Source organism: Stenotrophomonas riyadhensis (genome assembly GCF_040256885.1).
GTDB classification, from domain to species: Bacteria; Pseudomonadota; Gammaproteobacteria; order Xanthomonadales; family Xanthomonadaceae; genus Stenotrophomonas; species Stenotrophomonas riyadhensis.
Genome location: NZ_CP155568.1, coordinates 697,741 through 718,732 on the forward strand (window position 1 = coordinate 697,741; position 20,992 = coordinate 718,732).

The following is a 20,992-nucleotide window of genomic DNA, read 5'->3' on the forward strand; positions in this document are numbered from 1 at the left end:
TTTTCACGCATCACACAGGTGGAACGATGAGCATGCACGCGCGCCGCACACGGCGCTGGACCGGCCTGGTCCTGTCGATGGGACTGCTGGCGGTGGCCCCGCTGGCCTGGGCCGCGGCCCCGCAGCCCGCCCAGGTACAGGCCCAGGGCGTCAATGGCTACGAACTGCCTTCGGCGGCGCTGCAGGCGGTGGTGGACGCGCCGCGCGCGCCCTCGCTGTACCTGTCGCCGCGCCGCGATGTCGCCGCGATGATGCAGATGCCGTCGCTGCCGTCGATCCAGGTGGTAGCGCAGCCGGAACTGAAGCTGGCCGGACTGCGCATCAACCCGCGCACCTTCTCCGACAGCCGCTTCAGCTTCGGCGAGAAGCTGTGGCTGATGAACGTGGCCGACGGCAAGGAACGGCAGATCAGCGGCCTGCCGGCCAAGCTGTCGATCGCCAGCGTGATGTGGTCGCCGGACCAGAAGTGGCTGGCCTTCAACCAGGTCGACGCCGCCAGCGGCGCCAATGAGCTGTGGCTGGTGGATGTCGCCGGCGGCAGCGCCCGTCGTCTGGTCGCCGGCCTGAACACGGTGATCGGCAGTGGCTACCAGTGGCTGCCGGACAGCCGCGGCCTGGTGGTGTTCACGCGCCCGGCCAACCTTGGTGCGGCCCCGGCCGCCGATGGCGTTCCGACCGGCCCGGCCGTGCAGCAGACCAGCCAGGGCGGCGGCGTGGTGTCGATCCGTACCTACCAGGACCTGCTGAAGAACGAAGCCGACGCGCGCCAGTTCGATTACTACGCCACCACCCAGCCGATGGAAGTCAGCCTGGATGGCAACACCCGCGCGATCGGCGCGGCCGGCATCTTCATGGGCTTCTCGGTGTCGCCGGATGGCCGCTTCGTGCTGCGCCAGCCGGTGCAGCGGCCGTATTCCTACGTGGTGCCGGTGAGCAGTTTCCCGCGCCGTATCGAAGTGATCGACCGGGCCAGCGGCAAGCTGGTGCACACCGTGGCTGTGCGTCCGCTGGTGGAAGGTCTGCCGACCGGCAACGACGCTGAAGTGACCGGCGTGCGCGATATCAGCTGGCGTGGTGATGCCGACGCCACGCTGGTCTGGGCCGAAGCCCAGGACGGCGGCGACCCGAACAGGGACGCCAAGGTGCGCGATGCGGTGCTGATGCAGGCTGCGCCGTTCGACACGCCGCCGGTGACGTTGGCCCAGCTCGGCAGCCGCCTGGTGGGCATCAACTGGGGCCGTGGCGACCTGGCCCTGCTGACCGAGTCGTGGTGGAAGACCCGTAAGACCAAGACCTGGCTGATCGCCCCGGACAATGCCAGCGCCGAGCCGCGCCTGCTATGGGATCGAGACGGGCAGGACCGCTATTCCGATCCGGGCCGGCCGCTGTTGTCCAGCGACGACCGCGGGCGCTCGCTGCTGCAGACCAGCGCCGATGGCAGCAGCCTGTATCTGGCCGGTGCCGGTGCATCGCCGGAAGGCGATCGTCCGTTCGTGGACAGCTTCGACATTGCCACGGGCAAGGCCACCCGCCTGTTCCACTCGCAGGCGCCGAGCTATGCGCTGCCGGTGGCGTTGCTGGACGACCAGGCCAGCTCGCTGCTGCTGAGCCGCGAGAGCCCGGATGAGCCGGCCAACTTCTACGTGCAGTCGCTGGCCGATGCCGGTGCAGCGCCGCGTGCGCTGACCCACTTCGCGCATCCGCTGCCGCAGTTGAAGGGCGTGCAGAAGGAGCAGATCCGCTACAAGCGCAAGGATGGCGTCGACCTGACCGCGACCCTGCTGCTGCCGCCGGGCTACGATCCGAAGCGCGACGGCCCGCGGCCGCTGCTGATGTGGGCCTACCCGGGCGAGTTCAAGAGCGCGGCTGCGGCCAGCCAGGTGACCGATTCGCCGTACCGCTTCAATGCGGTCAGCTACTGGGGCCCGCAGGCGTTCCTGGCCAAGGGGTATGTGGTGTTGGCCAGCCCGTCGATGCCGATCATCGGCGAGGGTGACAAGGAACCGAACGACACCTACATCGAACAGCTGGTGGCCAACGCGCAGGCCGCCGTGGATGAAGTGGTGCGCCGTGGCGTGACCGATCGCGATCACATCGCCATTGGTGGCCATTCCTACGGTGCGTTCATGACCGCCAACCTGCTGGCGCACACGCGCCTGTTCAAGGCGGGCATCGCGCGCAGCGGCGCCTACAACCGCACGCTCACGCCGTTCGGCTTCCAGGCCGAGGAGCGCAACTACTGGCAGGCGCAGGACGTCTACCAGAAGATGGCGCCGTTCAACTACGCCGACAGGATCAAGGACCCGATCCTCTTCATCCACGGCGTGGACGACAACAACTCCGGCACCTTCCCGATCCAGAGCGAGCGCATGTTCGCCGCAGTGAAGGGCCTGGGTGGCACCGCGCGGCTGGTGATGCTGCCGAACGAATCGCACGCCTACCGCGCACGCGAATCGATCATGACCATGCTGGCCGAAAGCGAGCGCTGGCTGGAGCAGACCATCGGCCCGGCCGAGCAGGGCAAGGCGAAGAAGAAGCGCTGACGTGACCCGGTAGTGCCGGCCGTTGGCCGGCAACCTCATGGACCCACGCGACCTGAGGTTGCCGGCCAGCGGCCGGCACTACCAGATGAAACCATTTTTGCATCGCAGCACGATGCCCGTTCTGGTTTAGGCTTGGGGTCTGGATCCGTTGACCGAGGCCTGTGCGTCGCCGATGAACGAGTACCGCAGCAGCATCGAGTTTGCTTCCCCCGATCTTCCGCTTCGCGATGACGTGCGCCGGCTCGGCGCGCTGGTCGGCGACCTGCTGGTTGAACAGGTCTCCGCCGCGTTCCTCGACGATGTCGAAGACGTGCGCACCCGCGCCATCGCCCGCCGCGAGAACCAGGCGCCGCTGTCGGAGCTGGCCGATGGCCTGGCCGGGCGCACGCCGCAACAGGCCGAAACCATGGTGCGGGCCTTCAGCACCTACTTCCAGGTGGTCAACATCGCCGAGCGCGTGCATCGCATCCGCCGCCGCCGTGACTACCAGCGCGCCGGTACCGCAGGGGCGCAGCCCGATGGCCTGCAGGATGCACTGCAGCACCTGAAGGCGCAGGGCGTGGGCCTGGACGAGCTGGCGCAGTGGCTGCCCCGCATCGACATCGAACCGGTGTTCACCGCACATCCGACCGAAGCAGTGCGCCGCGCGCTGCTGGAGAAGGAGCAGCTGATGGTGGCCAGCCTGGTCGACAATCTCGACGGCCAGCGCACGCCGGGTGAAGCCGCCGCCGATGCCGCGCGCTTCCGCATGGCGCTGACCGCCTCATGGCAGACCACCGATTCCTCGCCGGTGCGGCCCACCGTCGATGACGAGCGCGAGCACGTCGGTTTCTACCTGGTGCAGGTGCTGTACCGGGTGATTCCGGTGCTGTACGAATCGCTGCAGCAGGCGCTGCGCGATACCTACGGCGAAGAGCTGCCGCTGCCACGCCTGCTGCGCTTCGGTACCTGGGTGGGTGGTGATATGGACGGCAACCCGAACGTGGACGCGCACACCATCCGCAATACGCTGGATGCGCAGCGGCAGGCGGTGCTCGGGCGCTACCAGAAGGAACTGCTGCAGCTGGCCAGCCTGCTCAGCCAGTCCACCGAGCGGGTGGGCGTAAGCGATGCGCTGCAGGCGCGCGTGGCGCACTACCAGCAGCTGCTGCCGCAGGTGCAGTCGCGCCCGCGCCATGCCGACATGCCCTACCGCCTGCTCAACGACCGCATGCGTACACGCCTGCAGGCCACGCTGGATGACGGCGAAGGCGCCTACGCCGGCCCCGATGAACTGATCGACGACCTGCAGCTGATCTTCGACAGCCTGCGCGCCAACCGCGGGGAGCATGCCGGTGGCTTTGCCGTGCAGCGCCTGCTGTGGCGGGTGAAGACCTTCGGCTTCCACCTGGCGCGGTTGGACGTGCGCCAGGAATCGAGCGTGCATGCGCGCGCGCTGGCCACCGTGCTGGGCGGCGACGCAGCGTGGGACAGTCTCGATGCCGTGGGGCGTGCGCGCCTGCTGGCGCCGCATGCCAGTGGGGACGCGCCGTTGCCGAAGGGCGACGACGAAGGCAACCAGCGTCTGGATGCGGTATTTGTGGCGTTGGCCGATGCGCGTGCGCGCCATGGTGGCGATGCGCTGGGCAGCTACATCATCTCGATGGCACACGACCGCAGTGACGTGCTGGCCGTGCTGGCGCTGGCACGCCGTGGCGGCCTGGTGGAAGAGGGCGGTTCGGTGCCGCTGGATATTGCGCCATTGTTCGAAACCGTGGACGACCTCAAGCGTGGCACCGCCACCCTGCGTGACCTGCTGGCCGACCCGATCTATCGCGCGCACCTGCACGCACGCGACGACGTGCAGATGGTGATGCTGGGCTATTCGGACAGCAGCAAGGACGGTGGCATCGCCGCTTCGCGCTGGGGCCTGCAGCGTGCGCAGGTGGAACTGCTGGAGGTGGCGGCCGAGGCCGGCATCCGCCTGACCTTCTTCCATGGCCGTGGTGGTTCGATCAGCCGTGGTGGCGGCAAGACCACGCACGCGGTCGATGCGTCGCCACGCGGCAGCATTGATGGCCGCCTGCGGGTGACCGAGCAGGGCGAAGTGATCCATCGCAAATACGGCATCCGTGCGCTGGCGCTGCGCTCGCTGGAACAGGCTACCGGCGCCGTGCTGCGCGCCAGCCTGCGCCCGCGGGCTGCCGAACCCCGCGAGGATGAGTGGCGACCGGTGATGGATGTGGTCGCTGGCTCCAGCAGCGAGGTCTACCGCGCCTTCGTCGGCCAGGCAGGCTTCATGGACTACTTCCGCACCGCCACGCCGATCGATGTGATCGAGCGGATGACGCTGGGCTCGCGTCCGTCGCGCCGGCTCGGCCAGGACGCAGCACTGGGCAACCTGCGCGCGATTCCGTGGGTGTTCGCCTGGAGCCAGGCACGCGCGGTGATTCCCGGCTGGTATGGCGTGGGCAGTGGCCTGCAGGCGGCGATTGATGCCGGCCACGAACAGACCCTGCGCGACATGGCGCGAGACTGGCCGTTTTTCCGTACGTTCCTGGACGACATCGCCATGGTGCTGTCCAAGGGCGATATCACCATTGCCGAGCAGTTCTCGAAGCTGTCCGGCGAGCTGCACGGGCGCTTCTTCCCACAGGTGCAGCGCGAACTGGAACTCACCCGGCACTGGCTGCTGGCGCTGATGGACCAGCGGACGCTGCTGGACCACGATGCGCGGCTTGCGCTGTCGATCCGCCTGCGCAATCCCTACGTCGATCCGATCAGCGTGCTGCAGGTGGATCTGCTGCAGCGCTGGCGGACCAGTGGGCGCGAGGATGAGGACCTGCTGCGCGCGCTGGTGGCCTGCGTGAACGGTGTTTCGCAGGGCGTGCAGAACACCGGGTGAAATGCATCCGCCGGGCGTTGCCCGGCGAATTCGAAATGGTAGTGCCGGCCGCTGGCCGGCAACCTCATGGTGTCTGGCGACACGCACGAGGTTGCCGGCCAGCGGCCGGCACTACCACGATGTCGGATGCACGGCTGCCTCCGGCACCTTCCGGTATCCTCTCGTCCCATGGAGCATTCCTGGCGTATCAGCAAATACTGGCAGCGGACGCCTGAGGGGTACCTATGGTCACCGCCCGAGGAGTGGACTGACTTCAGCGATGTCGGCAAGCGCGTGAGCATCGAGGATTACCTCGTTGTCGAGGATGCCTATCTGGACGTGATAAGGCGTTTCTGCGTCGGCATCGGTGTCGAGTTCCTTCGCATCCAGTCGCTTTCTTCGCACGGCCCGTGTCAGTACCACGAGGGCCAGCAACTCGGCCTGCACGAGATTGAGCGGGTGGCGCGCGGCGTGCTGCGCAACGCCTTCTGGTGCAAGCTGGTCTGTCAGAACGCCGAAGTGCACTTCGGCTACGACTACTACATGTATGCGGTGTCGTCGGTGGACGCCTCGGCCGCATTGGCAGACGCCAATCCGTTATTGAACATCGAGCGGTTCCGCTCTCCCTATCTGCCCGAACGGGAAGAGTAGTGCCGGCCGCTGGCCGGCAAAGCCCTCATTCTTCCGGCGATGGCGGGTTCGACGCCAGCAGTTCCAGATGGCGCTGTTCCATTTCCTGGCGCAGCTGGCGGCGGATCAAAGCGGCTGCCTGGCGGCGCTTCTCGTCCGATGTGACCGGCTGCAACGGCGGCACCGGTGTCGGCCGGCCTTCCTCATCCACGGCCACCATGGTGAAGAAGCAGCTGTTGGCGTGGCGCACGCTGCGCTTGAGGATGTCCTCGGCCACCACCTTGATGCCGATCTCCATCGACGAGGTGCCGGTATGGTTCACCGAGGCCAGGAAGGTGACCAGCTCGCCCACCGCGATCGGCTGGCGGAACATCACCTGGTCCACCGACAGGGTGACCACGTAGCTGCCGGCGTAACGGCTGGCGCAGGCGTAGGCGACCTGGTCGAGCAGGCGCAGGATGGCGCCACCGTGGACCTTGCCGGAGAAATTGGCCATCTCCGGCGACATCAGCACGGTCATGGACAGCTGGTGGGTTTTGAGTTCGGTCGACATGCGGCGATTGTATCGGCAACCGGTAGTGCCGGCCGCTGGCCGGCAACCACGCGACTGTTTCCGGAGGCCATGAAAAAGCCGGCCAGCGGCCGGCTCTACCAGAAAAGAGAAGGGCCGCTTGCGCGGCCCTTCGTGTTTCTTACTTCAGCTTCGCATCGGCGCGCAGGGCGGCGGCGCGGTCGGTCTTCTCCCAGGAGAAGGCCGTGGCGTTGACGGTCTCGCCTTCGCCGTTGAGGTAGCTGAACTCCTTCGGCTTGCGGCCGAAGTGGCCGTAGGCCGCGGTCTGCTGGTACATCGGGTGCACCAGGTCCAGCATCTTGATGATGCCGTACGGGCGCAGGTCGAAGTGCTTGCGGATCAGCTTCTCGATCTTGTCGTCGCTGATCTTGCCGGTGCCGAAGGTGGTGACCGAGATCGAGGTCGGCTCAGCCACGCCGATGGCGTAGGAGACCTGCACTTCGCAACGGTCGGCCAGGCCGGCGGCAACCACGTTCTTGGCGACGTAACGGGCCGCGTAGGCCGCCGAACGATCGACCTTGGACGGGTCCTTGCCGGAGAAGGCGCCACCACCGTGACGGGCCCAGCCGCCGTAGGTGTCGACGATGATCTTGCGGCCGGTCAGGCCGCAGTCGCCCACCGGGCCGCCGATCTCGAACTTGCCGGTCGGGTTGATGTGGAACTTGGTGCCCTTGTGCAGCCACTTGGCCGGCAGCACCGGCTTGATGATCTCTTCGCGGACGGCCTCGATGAGGTCCTTCTGCTTGATGCCCGGGGCGTGCTGGGTCGACAGGACCACGGCGTCGATGGCCGAGACCACGCCGTTTTCATAGCGCAGGGTGACCTGGCTCTTGGCGTCCGGGCGCAGCCACGACAGCGGCGAGTTCTTCTTCTTGCGGATCTTGGCCTGCTGCTCGACCAGGCGGTGCGACAGGTGGATCGCGGCCGGCATGTAGCTGTCGGTCTCGTTGGTGGCATAGCCGAACATCAGGCCCTGGTCGCCAGCGCCCATTTCTTCCGGCTTCTTGCGATCCACGCCCTGGGCGATGTGCGGCGACTGCTTGCCGATCAGGTTCAGCACGCCGCAGGTGGCGCCGTCGAAGCCGACGTCGGAGCTGTCGTAGCCGATGTCCGTGATGACCTTGCGGGTCAGCGCTTCCAGGTCGATCCAGGCGCTGGTGGTGATCTCACCGGCCACGATGGCAACACCGGTCTTGACCATGGTCTCGCAGGCCACGCGGGCGCGCTGGTCCTGGGTCAGGATCGCGTCCAGCACCGCATCGGAGATCTGGTCGGCAACCTTGTCCGGATGGCCTTCGGAGACCGACTCGGAGGTGAAGAGATAGCTGGACATCAGGCGTAATATCCCTTGATTCGGATGGAAAGATGGGCGCGAATGATACACGGGGTGCGCCGCCTGTGCATTGTGAACCTGTACCGGTTGCCGGTGGTTAAGCCCGCGTAGCCCCGGCAGGGGCCGTCCGGCCGGGATTGGGGCCCAGCCTCGAGGCCCAGTGTTCCACCAGCGTGGCAACACGCCGGGCTGCTACCGGCCCCGACTGCGCGGGCGACCCTGCCCGCGCCTGGACCGGGCGGCCGTCATCGTTCTGCCCCAAAACCGCCATCTGGCTGCCGCCTGCCGGGCGCAGGCTGTCGGCCAATCCGGCCGCCGGGCATGAGTGGATCTGCCATGCAGGAACTTGAACAGCGTCTCCAGCAACGCTTCCCCGATTGGTTCCATGGCCGTCGTGGCCAACTGGCGCGGCCGTTGCTGCGCAGCGTCGGCCGCTGGTCGCGCCTGGACCAGATCGAAGCCTTCCTGCAGCGCAGCTCAGGCCTGCGTGGTTTCGGCTTCGTCGCCGCCGGCCTGGAGTTCATCGACGGCCAGTACCAGGTGGATTCGGCCGCGCTGGCGAAGATCCCGGCCACCGGCCGCCTGCTGATCGTCGCCAACCACCCTTCCGGGGCACTGGACGCCCTCGCACTGCTGGACGCGGTCGGCCGCATCCGCCGTGACGTGCGGATCGTGGCCAACGACCTGCTGGGGGCGATCGCGCCACTGCAGGACCTGCTGCTGCCGGTACGCATCCTCGGTGGCAAGGCCCAGCGTGGCAGCCTGCATGCCGTCGAAGAGGCGCTGGCCGCCGAGCAGTGCGTGATCGTGTTCCCGGCCGGCGAGGTCTCGCGGCTGTCGCTGCGCGGCATCCGCGATGGCCGCTGGCAGCGCGGTTTCGTCCGCTTTGCCCGTGCCGCTGGCGCGCCGGTGCTGCCGGTGCGTGTGGAGGCGCGCAACTCGGCGCTGTTCTACGGCGCCTCGACCCTGTTCAAGCCGGCCGGCACCGCGCTGCTGGCGCGCGAGATGTTCACCCGTCGTGGCCGTCCGTTGCGGCTGAGCATCGGTGAGCCGATGCAGCTGGGCAAGGGCGGCGACCCGGGCGCACAGCTGCTGGCGGTGCGCCGCGCGCTGTATGCGCTGGGCCGTAATGGGGCGGCGGGCGATAATGGGGCGGCGGGCGATGCCGCTGCTGTTGCAGGCCCCGAGCCGCTGGCGTCCCCGGTGCCACCTTCGCAGGTCGCCGCCGGCATCGCTGCCGCCACCCAGCTGGGCCAGACCGCCGACGGCAAGCAGATCCTGCTGGCGACCTGCAGCGCTGATTCACCGCTGCTGCTGGAGCTGGGGCGCCTGCGCGAGCTGACCTTCCGCGAGGTGGGCGAGGGCACCGGGCGCAGCCGCGACCTGGACGATTACGATCCGCAGTACGAGCACATCGTGATCTGGGACGCTGCCGCGCAGCGCATCGCCGGGGCCTACCGGATCATGCGCGGTGCGCAGGCGTTGGCCCGGCACGGCCTGTCCGGGCTCTACAGCGCGTCGCTGTTCCGCTATTCCGACGACGCCATCACCCACATCGCCGAAGGCCTGGAACTGGGCCGCAGCTTCGTGGTGCCCGATTACTGGGGCAGCCGCAGCCTGGATTACCTGTGGCAGGGCATCGGCGCCTACCTGCAGTGCCGGCCGGGCATCCGCTACCTGTTCGGCGCGGTGTCGATCAGCGCGGCGCTGCCACGCGATGCACGCGAGCAGCTGGTGGCGTACTACCAGCGCTACTATAGCGGTACCGCCGGCCTGGCCGAATCGAACCGCCCCTTCCAGTACTTTGCCGCGCCGCCGAGTTTCGGCGAGCTGGATGCAGGTGCCGCGTTCGATGTGCTCAAGGCCAACCTGGCCGCACTCGGCACCGGCGTGCCGACGCTGTACCGCCAGTACACCGATCTGTGCGAACCCGGCGGCGCGCGCTTCCTCGCCTTCGGTGTCGACCCGGATTTCAGCGATTCGATCGACGGCCTGATCGAGGTGGACCTGTGCGCGATCCGGCCCAACAAGCGCAAACGCTACCTGCGCGACGCGGGGACGCCGGCATGAGCACGCTGGCGAACCTGTCGCCGCACCGGCGCGCAGTGTTCGTCTCCGACGTGCACCTCGGTTCACGTCATTGCCATGCCACCGAGCTGGCGCGGTTCCTCTCGCAGCTGCGCTGCGAACGGTTGTACCTGGTGGGCGACATCATCGACCTGTGGTGGATGGCGCATCGCCGCGCCAACTGGCGCCAGTCGCACAGCGAAGTCATCCAGGCCCTGCACGCGCTGCGCCGCGCCGGGACCGAGATCATCTACATTCCCGGCAACCACGACGCTTCGCTGCGCCACGTGTGCGGGCTGATGCTGCCGGCGATGCAGGTGCGCCGTCGCGCCATCCACGTGACCGCCGATGGCCGTCGCTTGCTGGTCGCGCATGGGGACGAGTACGACGGCGTGACCCACTTCGGTGGCCTGCAGGAAAAGTTCGGCGACTGGCTGTACTACCGCATCCTGACCGGCAACCAGGCGCTGAACGCGGTGCGGCGGCGGCTGGGCATGCGCTACTGGTCGCTGTCGGAATTCCTGAAGAAGCGCAGTGGTGCGGCCGAACGCTACATCGAGCGCTTCGTGCAGGCCGGGCTGGACGATGTGCGCCGGCGCGGCCTGGATGGCATCGTCTGCGGCCACATCCACCGCGCCGCACTGATCGAGCGCGATGGACTGGTCTACGCCAACGACGGCGACTGGGTGGAGAGCCTGACTGCACTGGCCGAAGACCATGATGGCGCGCTGCGCCTGCTCGATCACAACGGCCAGACCCTGGTGGAGCTGCCGGGCGCGCGCATCAAGCAAGCGGCTTGACCCACTCTTGTAGAGTCGAGCCATGCTCGACTGATCTTCTCAGACTGCCCCGCGTACAGCAGTCGAGCATGGCTCGACTCTACAAAAGAGCGCGAGCGGCTGTGCCATCAAGACGGCACGCCCGCAAGCCGCTAGCATCGGCCCATGGATTCCCTGACCCAGATCGTGCTCGGCGGCGCCGTCGCTGCTGCAATCGCTCCGCCCGGCCACCGCCGCGCGGCCCTGCTGGCCGGTGCCGCGCTCGGTACCCTGCCGGACCTCGACGCCCTGTGGCTCGGCTTCACTGCCGCCGATCCGGTGGCGAACATGATCGAGCACCGCAGCTTCAGCCATTCGCTGCTGGTGCTGCCCTGGGTGGCGGCGCTGATCTGGTGGTTGTTCAAGCGCTTCGGCAACGGGCGGGTCGCACAGTCACCGGTGCGCTGGTTCTGGGCGATCCTGCTGGCGTTGGTCACTCATCCCGTGCTCGATGCGTTCACCGTGTATGGCACGCAGCTGTGGTGGCCGTTGCGGCCACACCCGACCATGGGTTCCAGCGTCTTCATCATCGATCCGGCCTACACCGTGTGGCTGCTGCTGGGCTGCGTGCTGGCCTGGTTTGGCCGCGCCCGGCCTTGGGCGGGCAAGGTGCTGGGCGTGGCCCTGCTGCTCAGCAGTGGCTACCTGGGCTGGGGCCTGATCGCCAAGGCCCAGGTCGACCGTGCCGCACAGCAGAGCCTGGCCGCGATGGGCCTGGGCAATGCGCCGCGCTTTTCGGTACCGATGCCGTTCAATACCCTGCTGTGGCGGGTGGTGGCGATGACGCCGAACGGCTACGTAGTGGGCGACCGTTCGCTGGTGGCCGACCACGGGCCGATGCGGTTCGAAGGCCATGCGTCCAACGTGCAGGCGTTGCGCGAAGCAGGGAGCGTCCCGGCGGTGCAGCAGCTGACGTGGTTCAACCGTGGCTTCATGCGTGCACAGGTGGTTGACGGCCGGCTGGTGCTGAGCGACCTGCGCATGGGCCTGGAACCGGATTACACGTTCAACTTCGCGGTGGCCGAGCAGGCTGATGGGCAGTGGCGGGCGATCACGCCCGAGCAGGTGCGGGTGGATTACAGCAGCCCGGCCGCACGCGCCGACGTCGGACGCCGGTTGGCCGCGATGTGGCAGCGGATCTGGCAGGAGCCGGCAGCACAGCCGGGTGCGGTCGACCACAGCGCCGTGCATTGATCCGTAGATCCACGCCATGCGTGGATGGCGGGGGGGCATCGGCGAAGGCAGCCACGCATGGCGTGGCTCCACCGAATCAATACACCGTGGCGCGGCCCTGCACGAACGAGTAGAAGAACACCGCGTTCGGGTCGTTCTGCACCAGTCGGAACTCGCGACGCATGCCCTCCACGGTTTCCTCGTCCACCGATCCGGCCTGCAACAGTTGGTCGGCGGCCGACAGCAGCAGCTGTTCCCAGAACGCGATCATCGTCTTGCGACGTGCCGGCTCGCGGTTGTCCAGGTGGATGGTCTTGATCTCGGTGTGCACGTCGCGGAAGCCGCCGGCCAGCAGCAGGTTGCCCAGCTTGGCGCCGACGAACGGATCTCCCCCGTGGTCGTACTGGAAGTCGTTGAAGGCCATCCAGTAGCGCCAGATATGCGGCGAATACGGGTCGAGCAGGAACGAGGCATTCATCACCTCGGTGATGTAGACCGGCGAACCCGGGGCCAGCACGCGGCGCACTTCGCTCAGTACGCGTGCTGGTGACGGCACGTGCTCCAGCACCCAGCACAGGAACGCCGCGTCGAAGCTGCGTGCCTCGAACGGCAGCTCGCCGGCGTCGGCCTGCTGCAGGGTGTAGCGGTCGCTGCACCACGGTGTGCGCGCCAGGTTCTCGCGCGCGGTGGCCAGCTGTGTTTCGCTCAGGTCCACGCCGGTCACGTGCAGATCGGGGAAGCGGCGCAGCAGGATTTCGGTCTGCGCGCCGACGCCGCTGCCGACTTCCAGCAGGCGACGCGCGCCGCTGTAGTCGATCTGGCCGAAGATGCTCGATTCCAGCAGCCGTGCCTGGGTCATCAGGCGCTGCTGCTCGGTGCCGGAAAAGCCGTGCAGGTAGGTCGGGGAGGAGATCGGCGGGGTCATGGGGGCGGGCTCTTGTAGCGTCGAGCTTGCTCGACGGCTCCGGGAAATCAGTCGAGCAAGCTCGACTCTACGGTTTGAGGAATCGAGCAAGCTCGACTCGACGGCGTGGCAATACGCTCAGGCAGCAGATGACAACGCCGGTTCCCCGGCGATCAGACGGTCGAAGTACTCGGTGGTCAGCGCGATCTGGCTCTGCGGGTCTTCGGCGCGGTTGACCACTGCGCGGAAGGCGGCATTCTCCGGTCGATCCTTGGCGTACCAGCCCAGGTGCTTGCGCGCGATGCGCACGCCCTGCGGCTCGCCATAAAACGCATGCAGTGCATGCAGGTGGCCGAGCAGGATGTCGCGCACTTCCGCCAGCGATGGCGGCGGCAGTTCCTCGCCGGTGGCCAGGTAGTGCGCCACCTCGCGGAAGATCCATGGCCGGCCCTGTGCCGAGCGGCCGATCATCACTGCGTCCACGCCGGTTTCCTTCAGGACGAACGCGGCTTTCTGCGGCGAATCGATGTCACCGTTGGCGATCACCGGAATGCGCAGTGCGGCCTTGATCTCGCCGATCGTGGCGTACTCGGCCTGGCCGGTGTAGTGCTGGTCGCGGGTGCGGCCGTGCACAGCCAGTGCGGCGATGCCGCTGTCCTCGGCGATGCGGGCGATCAGAGGGCCGTTGCGGTGGTCGCAGTCCCAACCGGTACGGATCTTCAGGGTGACCGGCACGTCCACCGCGTTGACCACCGCTTCGAGGATGCGCGCCACCAGCTGTTCGTCGCGCATCAGTGCCGAACCGGCCCAGGCGTTGCACACCTTCTTGGCCGGGCAGCCCATGTTGATGTCGATGATCTGCGCGCCGTGGTCCACGTTGTAGCGGGCAGCTTCGGCCAACTGCTGCGGCTCGGTGCCGGCGATCTGCACGCTGATCGGTGCCGGCTCGCCGTCATGGTCCATGCGATGGATCGACTTGCGCGTGGTCCAGAAGCGCGGGTCGCTGATGGTCATTTCCGAGGCGGCCAGTCCCGCGCCCAGCCGTTTGCACAGCAGGCGGAAAGGCTTGTCGGTAACGCCGGCCATGGGCGCCAGCACGACGTTGGGGGCAATGGTGTACGGGCCGATCTGCATGCGCCCATTGTAGGGCGCGGGCGGCGGTACGGCCGTGTCGGGCGCGGTCCGGTTCAGGCCGATCCGCACCCAGCTCATGCCGTACCGGCATCAACAGATGCTTGACGGTTGCTTCCGCCGCCCCCAAGGGCGGGCGATGGTGGGCGGCTAGCCCAGGCTCTGCCAGGCTTGGCGGGTCCCCGCGGCGAAGGCCAGCCCCAGGCCCAGGCAGACCAGCGAACTGACCACCCAGAAGCGCGTGCCGTTGTACCCCGGTCGGAACAGCGCCAGGCCGAAGCCCATCATGGCGCGCAGCAACAGCAGCGCGGCAATGCCTGGCAGGACCAGGCGGCTGGCCGGCAACGGCGCATGCCAGCCGGCAGCAGCCAGCGCGTACAGCGCCCAGGCAACCAGCAGGGCGGTGATGCCGGCGGTCATCAGCGGCGGCCACCAGTGGCCGGCGTGGGCCAACCGGACCATGCGCGGGCCGGCGCCGAAACGCTCGTACCAGGGCGCGCCGAAGGCGATGCAGCCAATGTGCAGCAGGGCCGCGATGGCACTGCCGGCGGCCGCGATCAGCAGCCAGGGGAATCCGTCCATGTCCTGCCCACGCAGAGAAGCTGCGCGGATGGTGGGCGAGGACCGGGATGCGGGCAATGCGACAAGCGGTCGCAGCCGGGATCAGCGCGGCGGATCGATCCGCAGTCCTGAACCGAGACGGTCCAACGCCACATCCACGCGTGGCAGCCGTTGCCGGCCCTGTGGCCACAACAGGCGCAGGGGCAGGCCGCGGCAGTCCAGCGCCGGCAGGATCGACACAAGGCTGCCGCGCGCCAGCGCATCATCGACCAGCCAAGAGGCCAGCTGGGCGATGCCAAAGCCGGCCTCGACCGCCGCGACCTGCGCTTCGGCACTGCCGACCACCAGCCGCGCGCGGGCCTGCAGCGGCGTGCTACGCCGTCCAGCATCCGCCACCTGCCACGGTCCGATGCTGCCGTCGGCACGGCCGAACAGTACGCCGTCATGGTCGGTCAGTTCGGCCGCGGACGTCGGCAGGCCATGCTGCTGCAGATAGGCCGGGGACGCGCAGAAGCGCAGGCATTCGTAGCCGAGCAGGCGGCTGCCCAGGGTGGCCGGCAGCGGCTCCGGTCCACCGATGCGCACGGCCAGGTCGATGCCGTCCTCGGTCAGGTCGATGAAGCGGTCGCTGAAGGTCACCTGTGGCCGCAGCTGCGGAAACGCGTCGGCCAGCTGCAGCAGCAACGGCCAGACTTTCAGGCGCCCGAAGGTGGCCGGTGCATCCACGCGCAGGCGCCCCACGGGCGCATCGGCATGCGCAGCCAGCACCGATTCGGCATCGGCCAGCTCACCCAGCACGCGCACGCAGGTGCGGTAGAAGCCCTCACCGGCTTCGGTCAGGCGAAGGCGGCGGGTGCTGCGTTCAAACAACCGCGCTCCCAGTCGCGCCTCCAGCCGAGCAATGGTCTTGCCCACCGCCGAGCTGGTCAGGTGCAGGCGCTCGGCGGCCGCAGTGAAGCTGCCGGCATCGGCGGTGGCGACGAAGGCCTCGATGCCGCGCAGGCGCTCGGTGGGAAGCATGGGGGAAATCCAGTCCGGAATCGATGGAAAACATAGCAGTAATCGGAACCTGGGGAGGAAATAGGCTGGCGGCCCCTGTTCTGATGCCCGCTCATGTCCTCCCTCGATTCCGCCGTGGCCACTGTCCACGCAAACGCTCGCGCACGTCTTTCGGTCGTCCTGCTGGCGGTGTCCGCCTTCGTCATCGTCACCACCGAATTCCTGATCGTTGGCCTGTTGCCGGCACTGGCACGCGACCTTGGTATTGGCATTGCGCGCGCCGGACAACTGGTCACCCTGTTCGCGTTCACCGTGATGCTGGCCGGGCCACCCTTGACCGCGCTGCTGTCACACGTCAGCCGGCGCCGCCTGTTCGTGGTCATCCTGCTGTTGTTCGCGGCGTCCAACGCGCTGGCCGCGATGGCCACGCAGCCATGGCTGCTGGCGCTGGCGCGGTTGCTGCCGGCACTGGCGCTGCCGGTGTTCTGGGGCACGGCCAGTGAGACTGCTGCGCAGCTGGCCCCTGCAGGGCAGGGCGGTCGTGCGGTCGCGCGGGTCTACCTGGGCATCACCGCCGCAATGCTGTTCGGTATCCCACTGGGTACGTTGGCCGCCGACGCCCTCGGTTGGCGCGGCAGCTTCTGGCTGTTGGCGGCATTGTCACTGTTGATGGCCGGCGCATTGGCGACATGGATGCCGGACACTGAGGCCGGACCGCGTCGCGCGCTGGGCGAACAGGCACGTATGCTGCGGCAGCCGCCATTGCTGGGCCATGTGCTGCTGTCGGTGCTGGTATTCACCGCGATGTTTGCGGCCTACACCTATCTGGCCGATGTACTGGAGCGGCTGATGCAGGTACCGGCGGCACAGGTGGGCTGGTGGCTGATGGGCTTCGGGGCCGTCGGGCTGATCGGCAATGCACTGGGCGGGCGCTGGGTCGATCGTGCGCCGCTGGGCGCAACGCTGGTGTTCTGCGCGGTGCTGGCGCTGGGCATTCTGGCCAGTGTCGGGATGGCCGGCCACGGCACGTTCGTGCTCATCGCGCTGGCTTCGTGGGGCGTGGCGCATACCGCGTTGTTCCCGTTGTGCCAGGTGCGGGTGATGCGTGCGGCGCCACGGGCGCAGGCGCTGGCGGGAACCTTGAATGTGTCTGCGGCCAACGCCGGAATCGGCCTGGGCGCGCTGCTCGGCGGCGGTGCGATCGAACGCTGGGGCCTGGACACGCTGGGCGTGGTGGCTGCTGCCGTGGCGTTGCTGGCGATTGCAGCGGGGCTGCTGTTGCGGCGCTGGCAGTAGATCCGCGCCGCGCGCGGACCGCCCATGAAAAAGCCCGGGCATCTGCATGCCCGGGCTCGCTCATCCACGCATGGCGTGGATCTACTTCACTTCCACGTCGGCCGGGGTGAAGCGCGGCATTGCCGCAGCGGCGCCTTCCTTCTCGGTCGAACGACCGGCGAACTGGTTGGCGAAGCGCACGTGGCGGGCGAACGGGGCGTCGGCCACCTGCGCCAGCGACGCGGCCAGCGCACCGTTGAAGGCGTCACCGGCACCGGTGGTGTCGATCGCCTGCACCTGTTCGGCGCCTACGCGGTAGTACGGCTGGGTATCGCCGCGCAGGTTCTCATCGGCATGCGACACGAACACGCCCACCGAACCCAGGGTCACCACCACGGTGCCGTTGCCGACCAGCTTGCGGCACAGCGCGTGCAGGCTGGCACCATCCAGCGCGGCGACGTCATTGGCATCCACGCGCTCACCGACATGGCGGCCGAGCAGGGCTGCGAACTCGGTTTCGTTCGGGGTGATCACATCGGCCAGCTTGAGCAGGCCGATGGTCGAAGGGGCGTCGGCCGGTGCGGTGTTGAGCACGGTGGTGACGCCGGCCTCGCGGGCCGTGGCCAGCGCCGCTTCAATGGTCTGCACCGGCGATTCCAGCTGCACCAGCACCACCTTGGCGCCGGTCAGCAGGCCCTGCTGCTGTTGCAGGAAGTCCGTGCTGAGCGCGGCGTTGGCACCCGGGCCGATCACGATGGTGTTGCGGCCACGGGCATCGACGTAGATGCCGGCGGTGCCGGTCGGCTCGCTGCTGGCTTCGGCGATCAGACCGAAGCCGTCCTGCGCGGCCAGCTCACGGGCGGTGGCGCCACCAGCGTCGTCGCCCAGCGCGCACACGAAGTGCGTGTCGGCACCGGCGCGGCAGGCCGCCACGGCCTGGTTGAAGCCCTTGCCACCGGGGCCGGTGCTGTAGCGGCCGGCAATGGTCGCACCCGGTGCCGGCAGCGACTCGCACCGCCACACGTGATCGACATTGAAGGAACCGACGACAACGACACTGCTGCTCATAGGGAATCTTTTCTCAACCAAGGGTTCAACTGAAGTGCGTCAGTACGCCGGCGATGGTCGCCGTCATGAAGGTGGCAATGGTACCGCCCAACACCGCGCGCAGGCCGAACTTGGCCAGATCGTGGCGACGTTCCGGGGCCAGGCCGCCGATGCCGCCGATCTGGATCGCGATCGAGCTGAAGTTGGCGAAGCCGCACAGCGCGTAGGTGGCGATCAGGCGGCCCTCCTCGGACAGGCTCACGCCCGCGATCTGGCCGTTCACGATCTGCGACAGCTCGGTGTAGGCCACGAACTCGTTGATCACGACCTTCTGGCCGATCAGCGAACCGACGGTGGTGGCATCGGCCCACGGCGTACCGATCACCCAGGCGATCGGGGCCAGCACGTAGCCGAAGATGGTCGACAGGTTGGTCGGCTTGCCGATGGCAGCGGCCAGGCCGGTCACATCGCCGATCCAGGTCAGCGGGGCATTCAGCAGCGCGATCAGGGCGATGAAGGCCAGCAGCATCGCACCGATGTTCAGCGCCAGCTTCAGGCCGTCACCGGCGCCGGCGGCGGCCGCGTCGATGATGTTGCTGGAGGTCTTCTCGACTTCCATCTTCACCGTGCCGCGGGTAAGCGGGGTGCCGGTTTCCGGGATCAGCAGCTTGGCCACGACCAGGGTGGCCGGGGCCGCCATGATGCTGGCCGCCAGCAGGTGCTTGGCATAGAACGCCTGCTGCGCCGGGTCGCCACCGCCGAGCATGCCCACGTAGGCCGCCAGCACGCCGCCGGCGATGTGGGCCATGCCGCCGATCATCATGGTCAGCAGCTCGGACTGGGTCATCCTGGCGATGTACGGGCGCACGGTCAGCGGCGCCTCGGTCTGGCCGATGAAGACGCTGGCGCAGACGCTGGTGGTTTCAGCACCGGACACGCGCATCACCTTGGTGATCGACCAGGCCATCACGCGCACGATGCCCTGCATGACGTTGAGGTGGTACATCACCCCCATCAGCGCAGAGAAGAAGATGATGGTCGGCAACACCTGGAAGGCGAAGATGAAGCCGTAGTTCTTGGTGTCCATCAACGAGCCGAAGATGAAGCCCGAGCCCTCGTTGACGTAGCTGAGGATCTTGACGAAGCCCTTGCCCAGCGCGTCGAACACGTCGCGTCCGCCCGGGACCAGGATCACCAGCGCCGCGAAGGCGATCTGCAGGGTGATACCGGTGGCAACCAGCTTCCAGTCAACCGCGCGCTTGTTATTGGAAAACAACCAGGTGATGCCGATCAGCACCGCCAACCCGAACAGGCCGAAGCCGATCCTGCCCAAACCTTCGACCATGTGAGTGACTCCCCTGGGGCGTCGCGAAAAACGGGAAGCCTAGTGCAGGGCAGGGGCCGGGGCAAGAAAAAGCAGCGTGCGCGCGGCCATCGGTACCGATCAGGCCAGCAACGGCAAGGGCTTGCGCGCGGCGGGGGCAGGTAGAATGGGGTTCGATCCCGGCCCGGATGCGGGCCCGCAGCAGGAGATTTGCATGCAATACCGTCGCCTGGGCTCCACCGGCCTGCCGATTTCCGCCCTGTCCTTCGGCGCCTGGGTGACCTTCGGTGACCAGATCCCGCGCGACGAGGCCCGCAACCTGGTGGCCGCCGCCTGGGATCATGGCGTCAACTTCTTCGACAACGCCGAGGGCTATGCCAATGGCCGCGCCGAACAGGTGATGGGGGACGTGATCACCGACCTGCGCTTGCCGCGCGACGGTTTCTGCGTGTCCAGCAAGGTGTTCTTCGGTAGTGCCAAGGACCCTCGGCCCACCCAGCGCGGGCTGTCGCGCAAGCACGTGACTGATGCCTGCCATGCCGCGCTCAAGCGTCTGCGGGTGGACTACCTGGACCTTTATTATTGCCACCGCCCGGATCCGGACGCGCCGATCGCCGAGACCGTGCATGCCATGGACACCCTGGTGCGGCAGGGCAAGATCCTCTACTGGGGCACCTCGGAGTGGTCGGCGGCGCAGATCCAGCAGGCGCTGGACATCGCCGAGGCGCGCAACCTGCAGGGCCCGTCGATGGAGCAGCCGCAGTACAACCTGCTGCACCGCGAACGGGTGGAGGTGGAGTACGCACCGCTGTATGCCGGCGCTGGCCTGGGCACCACCATCTTCTCGCCGCTCGCCTCGGGCCTGCTCACTGGCAAATACGACCAGGGCATCCCGGCTGATGCCCGGTTGGGCCGCGAAGGCATGGAGTGGCTGCACGCGCTGGTGCTGGGTGACGACACCGAGGCCCGCCTGGGCCAGGTGCGGCGCTTCAGCGAGGTGGCACGCGCGCTGGGCCATGCCCCGGCTACCCTGGCCATCGCCTGGTGCCTGCGCAACCCGAACGTCTCCAGCGTGATCCTCGGCGCCAGCCGGGTCAGCCAGCTGCTGCAGAACCTGCAGGCATTGGACGTGCTGGAGCAGGTCGACGCGGCCGGCTGGGCCCAGGTCGAAGCCGTCTTCGCCTGACAACCCTTTGGAGAGTCGAGCCATGCTCGACTCCGCGCGCAGCGCGGGCGTTTCCAGGCGACGGTGCCAAGAGCAGTCGAGCATGGCTCGACTCCACAAAAGTACCGGGCCCATCTTTTGATTGATGATTTCTATCAAATTCCTGAATTCGATCATTAATCTCATCAATCAAATTGAGAATGGTTGTTGATTGTCAACTGAGAATCATTATCATTTAACTCGTCCCTCGCACGAGTCCAGATGCTCATGAATGCTCAACCTGTACTGCTGCGCCCCGAAACGCTGACCCTCCGCGATCGCCCGGTCCGCGTCGTTCCGCCGGAAGAGGTCATCGACAGCGAAGCCCTGCTCAAGGGCCGTCGTGAAATCCTGATCCAGCACGGCGACCGCTTCTATCGCCTGCGGCACACCAGCAACGACAAGCTGATCCTGACCAAGTAATCGCGGTCTGGTCGCCCGCCTCCCTCCCTCCCTCCTGCCGGCAGCGCCGACAGGGTGGGCGACCCGCCCGCTCCCGCTCTCTCCCCCTCGGTCTACCGCGTGCACCTTCCAGGTGTGCCGGTAACC

At 67.6% G+C, this 20,992-nt stretch carries 17 protein-coding genes; 9 read left to right on the top strand and 8 right to left on the bottom strand.

The features are described 5' to 3' along the window. Positions 1-26 precede the first annotated feature (26 nt). The 3 genes from SriyCCGPB3_RS03175 to SriyCCGPB3_RS03185 all read left to right on the top strand — a co-directional run bounded on the left by SriyCCGPB3_RS03175 (position 27) and on the right by SriyCCGPB3_RS03185 (position 6,057). A complete protein-coding gene (locus tag SriyCCGPB3_RS03175) occupies positions 27-2,543 on the top strand; it encodes a S9 family peptidase (RefSeq protein ID WP_350259869.1) in 2,517 nt (838 codons plus the stop codon). 172 nt (positions 2,544-2,715) lie between these two features. Then, positions 2,716-5,427, top strand: a complete 2,712-nt coding sequence (ppc, locus tag SriyCCGPB3_RS03180; RefSeq protein WP_350259870.1) for a phosphoenolpyruvate carboxylase — start codon at positions 2,716-2,718, stop codon at positions 5,425-5,427. A 168-nt stretch (positions 5,428-5,595) separates the two neighbouring features. After that, positions 5,596-6,057, top strand: a complete 462-nt coding sequence (locus SriyCCGPB3_RS03185) for a hypothetical protein (RefSeq protein WP_164161611.1) — start codon at positions 5,596-5,598, stop codon at positions 6,055-6,057. 25 nt (positions 6,058-6,082) lie between these two features. Here the strand turns inward: SriyCCGPB3_RS03185 and SriyCCGPB3_RS03190 are convergent, their stop codons facing one another. Both SriyCCGPB3_RS03190 and metK read right to left on the bottom strand, forming a co-directional pair. Further along, positions 6,083-6,589: an acyl-CoA thioesterase gene (locus SriyCCGPB3_RS03190; protein ID WP_014036006.1), complete on the bottom strand. Its 507-nt coding sequence runs from the start codon at positions 6,587-6,589 to the stop codon at positions 6,083-6,085. A 139-nt stretch (positions 6,590-6,728) separates the two neighbouring features. Further along, positions 6,729-7,940 (bottom strand): methionine adenosyltransferase, encoded by a 1,212-nt coding sequence (gene metK / locus SriyCCGPB3_RS03195; RefSeq protein ID WP_010481882.1) that lies wholly within the window; start codon positions 7,938-7,940, stop codon positions 6,729-6,731. Between the two features lie 336 nt (positions 7,941-8,276). Between metK and SriyCCGPB3_RS03200 the strand changes: the two genes are divergently transcribed. The 3 genes from SriyCCGPB3_RS03200 to SriyCCGPB3_RS03210 all read left to right on the top strand — a co-directional run bounded on the left by SriyCCGPB3_RS03200 (position 8,277) and on the right by SriyCCGPB3_RS03210 (position 12,019). After that, a complete protein-coding gene (locus SriyCCGPB3_RS03200) occupies positions 8,277-10,010 on the top strand; it encodes a lysophospholipid acyltransferase family protein (RefSeq protein ID WP_350259871.1) in 1,734 nt (577 codons plus the stop codon). Continuing rightward, entirely contained in the window at positions 10,007-10,807 is an 801-nt protein-coding gene (locus SriyCCGPB3_RS03205) for a UDP-2,3-diacylglucosamine diphosphatase (protein WP_197611182.1), read from the top strand. Before SriyCCGPB3_RS03200 ends, SriyCCGPB3_RS03205 begins: the two co-directional genes overlap by 4 nt. A gap of 144 nt (positions 10,808-10,951) precedes the next feature. Continuing rightward, positions 10,952-12,019 carry a metal-dependent hydrolase gene (locus SriyCCGPB3_RS03210; RefSeq protein ID WP_153856312.1) on the top strand — a complete coding sequence of 356 codons (1,068 nt, stop codon included), beginning with the start codon at positions 10,952-10,954 and terminating at the stop codon, positions 12,017-12,019. 76 nt (positions 12,020-12,095) lie between these two features. Here SriyCCGPB3_RS03210 and SriyCCGPB3_RS03215 read toward each other — a convergent pair whose 3' ends face one another. The 4 genes from SriyCCGPB3_RS03215 to SriyCCGPB3_RS03230 form a co-directional block, all read right to left on the bottom strand. Beyond that, complete coding sequence (locus tag SriyCCGPB3_RS03215; protein WP_032129690.1) at positions 12,096-12,923, bottom strand: class I SAM-dependent methyltransferase; 828 nt, start codon at positions 12,921-12,923, stop codon at positions 12,096-12,098. Between the two features lie 117 nt (positions 12,924-13,040). Continuing rightward, on the bottom strand, positions 13,041-14,036 hold the full coding sequence (gene dusB, locus SriyCCGPB3_RS03220) for a tRNA dihydrouridine synthase DusB (RefSeq protein WP_110714255.1): 996 nt from the start codon (positions 14,034-14,036) through the stop codon (positions 13,041-13,043). A gap of 147 nt (positions 14,037-14,183) precedes the next feature. After that, positions 14,184-14,615 (bottom strand): hypothetical protein, encoded by a 432-nt coding sequence (locus SriyCCGPB3_RS03225; protein WP_110711067.1) that lies wholly within the window; start codon positions 14,613-14,615, stop codon positions 14,184-14,186. A gap of 81 nt (positions 14,616-14,696) precedes the next feature. Next, complete coding sequence (locus SriyCCGPB3_RS03230; protein WP_110711068.1) at positions 14,697-15,614, bottom strand: LysR family transcriptional regulator; 918 nt, start codon at positions 15,612-15,614, stop codon at positions 14,697-14,699. Positions 15,615-15,707: 93 nt separating this feature from the next. On the opposite strand from SriyCCGPB3_RS03230, the gene SriyCCGPB3_RS03235 reads away from it, so the two are divergent. Next, positions 15,708-16,889 (top strand): MFS transporter, encoded by a 1,182-nt coding sequence (locus SriyCCGPB3_RS03235; protein WP_350259872.1) that lies wholly within the window; start codon positions 15,708-15,710, stop codon positions 16,887-16,889. An 81-nt stretch (positions 16,890-16,970) separates the two neighbouring features. On the opposite strand, the gene SriyCCGPB3_RS03240 is transcribed toward SriyCCGPB3_RS03235, so the two are convergent. Both SriyCCGPB3_RS03240 and SriyCCGPB3_RS03245 read right to left on the bottom strand, forming a co-directional pair. Beyond that, on the bottom strand, positions 16,971-17,936 hold the full coding sequence (locus SriyCCGPB3_RS03240; RefSeq protein ID WP_107431459.1) for a ribokinase: 966 nt from the start codon (positions 17,934-17,936) through the stop codon (positions 16,971-16,973). Between the two features lie 25 nt (positions 17,937-17,961). Further along, positions 17,962-19,260: a NupC/NupG family nucleoside CNT transporter gene (locus SriyCCGPB3_RS03245; protein ID WP_049399786.1), complete on the bottom strand. Its 1,299-nt coding sequence runs from the start codon at positions 19,258-19,260 to the stop codon at positions 17,962-17,964. 193 nt (positions 19,261-19,453) lie between these two features. On the opposite strand from SriyCCGPB3_RS03245, the gene SriyCCGPB3_RS03250 reads away from it, so the two are divergent. Then, complete coding sequence (locus SriyCCGPB3_RS03250; RefSeq protein WP_197611186.1) at positions 19,454-20,425, top strand: aldo/keto reductase; 972 nt, start codon at positions 19,454-19,456, stop codon at positions 20,423-20,425. A 246-nt stretch (positions 20,426-20,671) separates the two neighbouring features. After that, positions 20,672-20,866, top strand: coding sequence for a hemin uptake protein HemP (gene hemP, locus SriyCCGPB3_RS03255; protein WP_005412278.1), 195 nt, complete (start codon positions 20,672-20,674; stop codon positions 20,864-20,866). Positions 20,867-20,992: the final 126 nt, after the last annotated feature.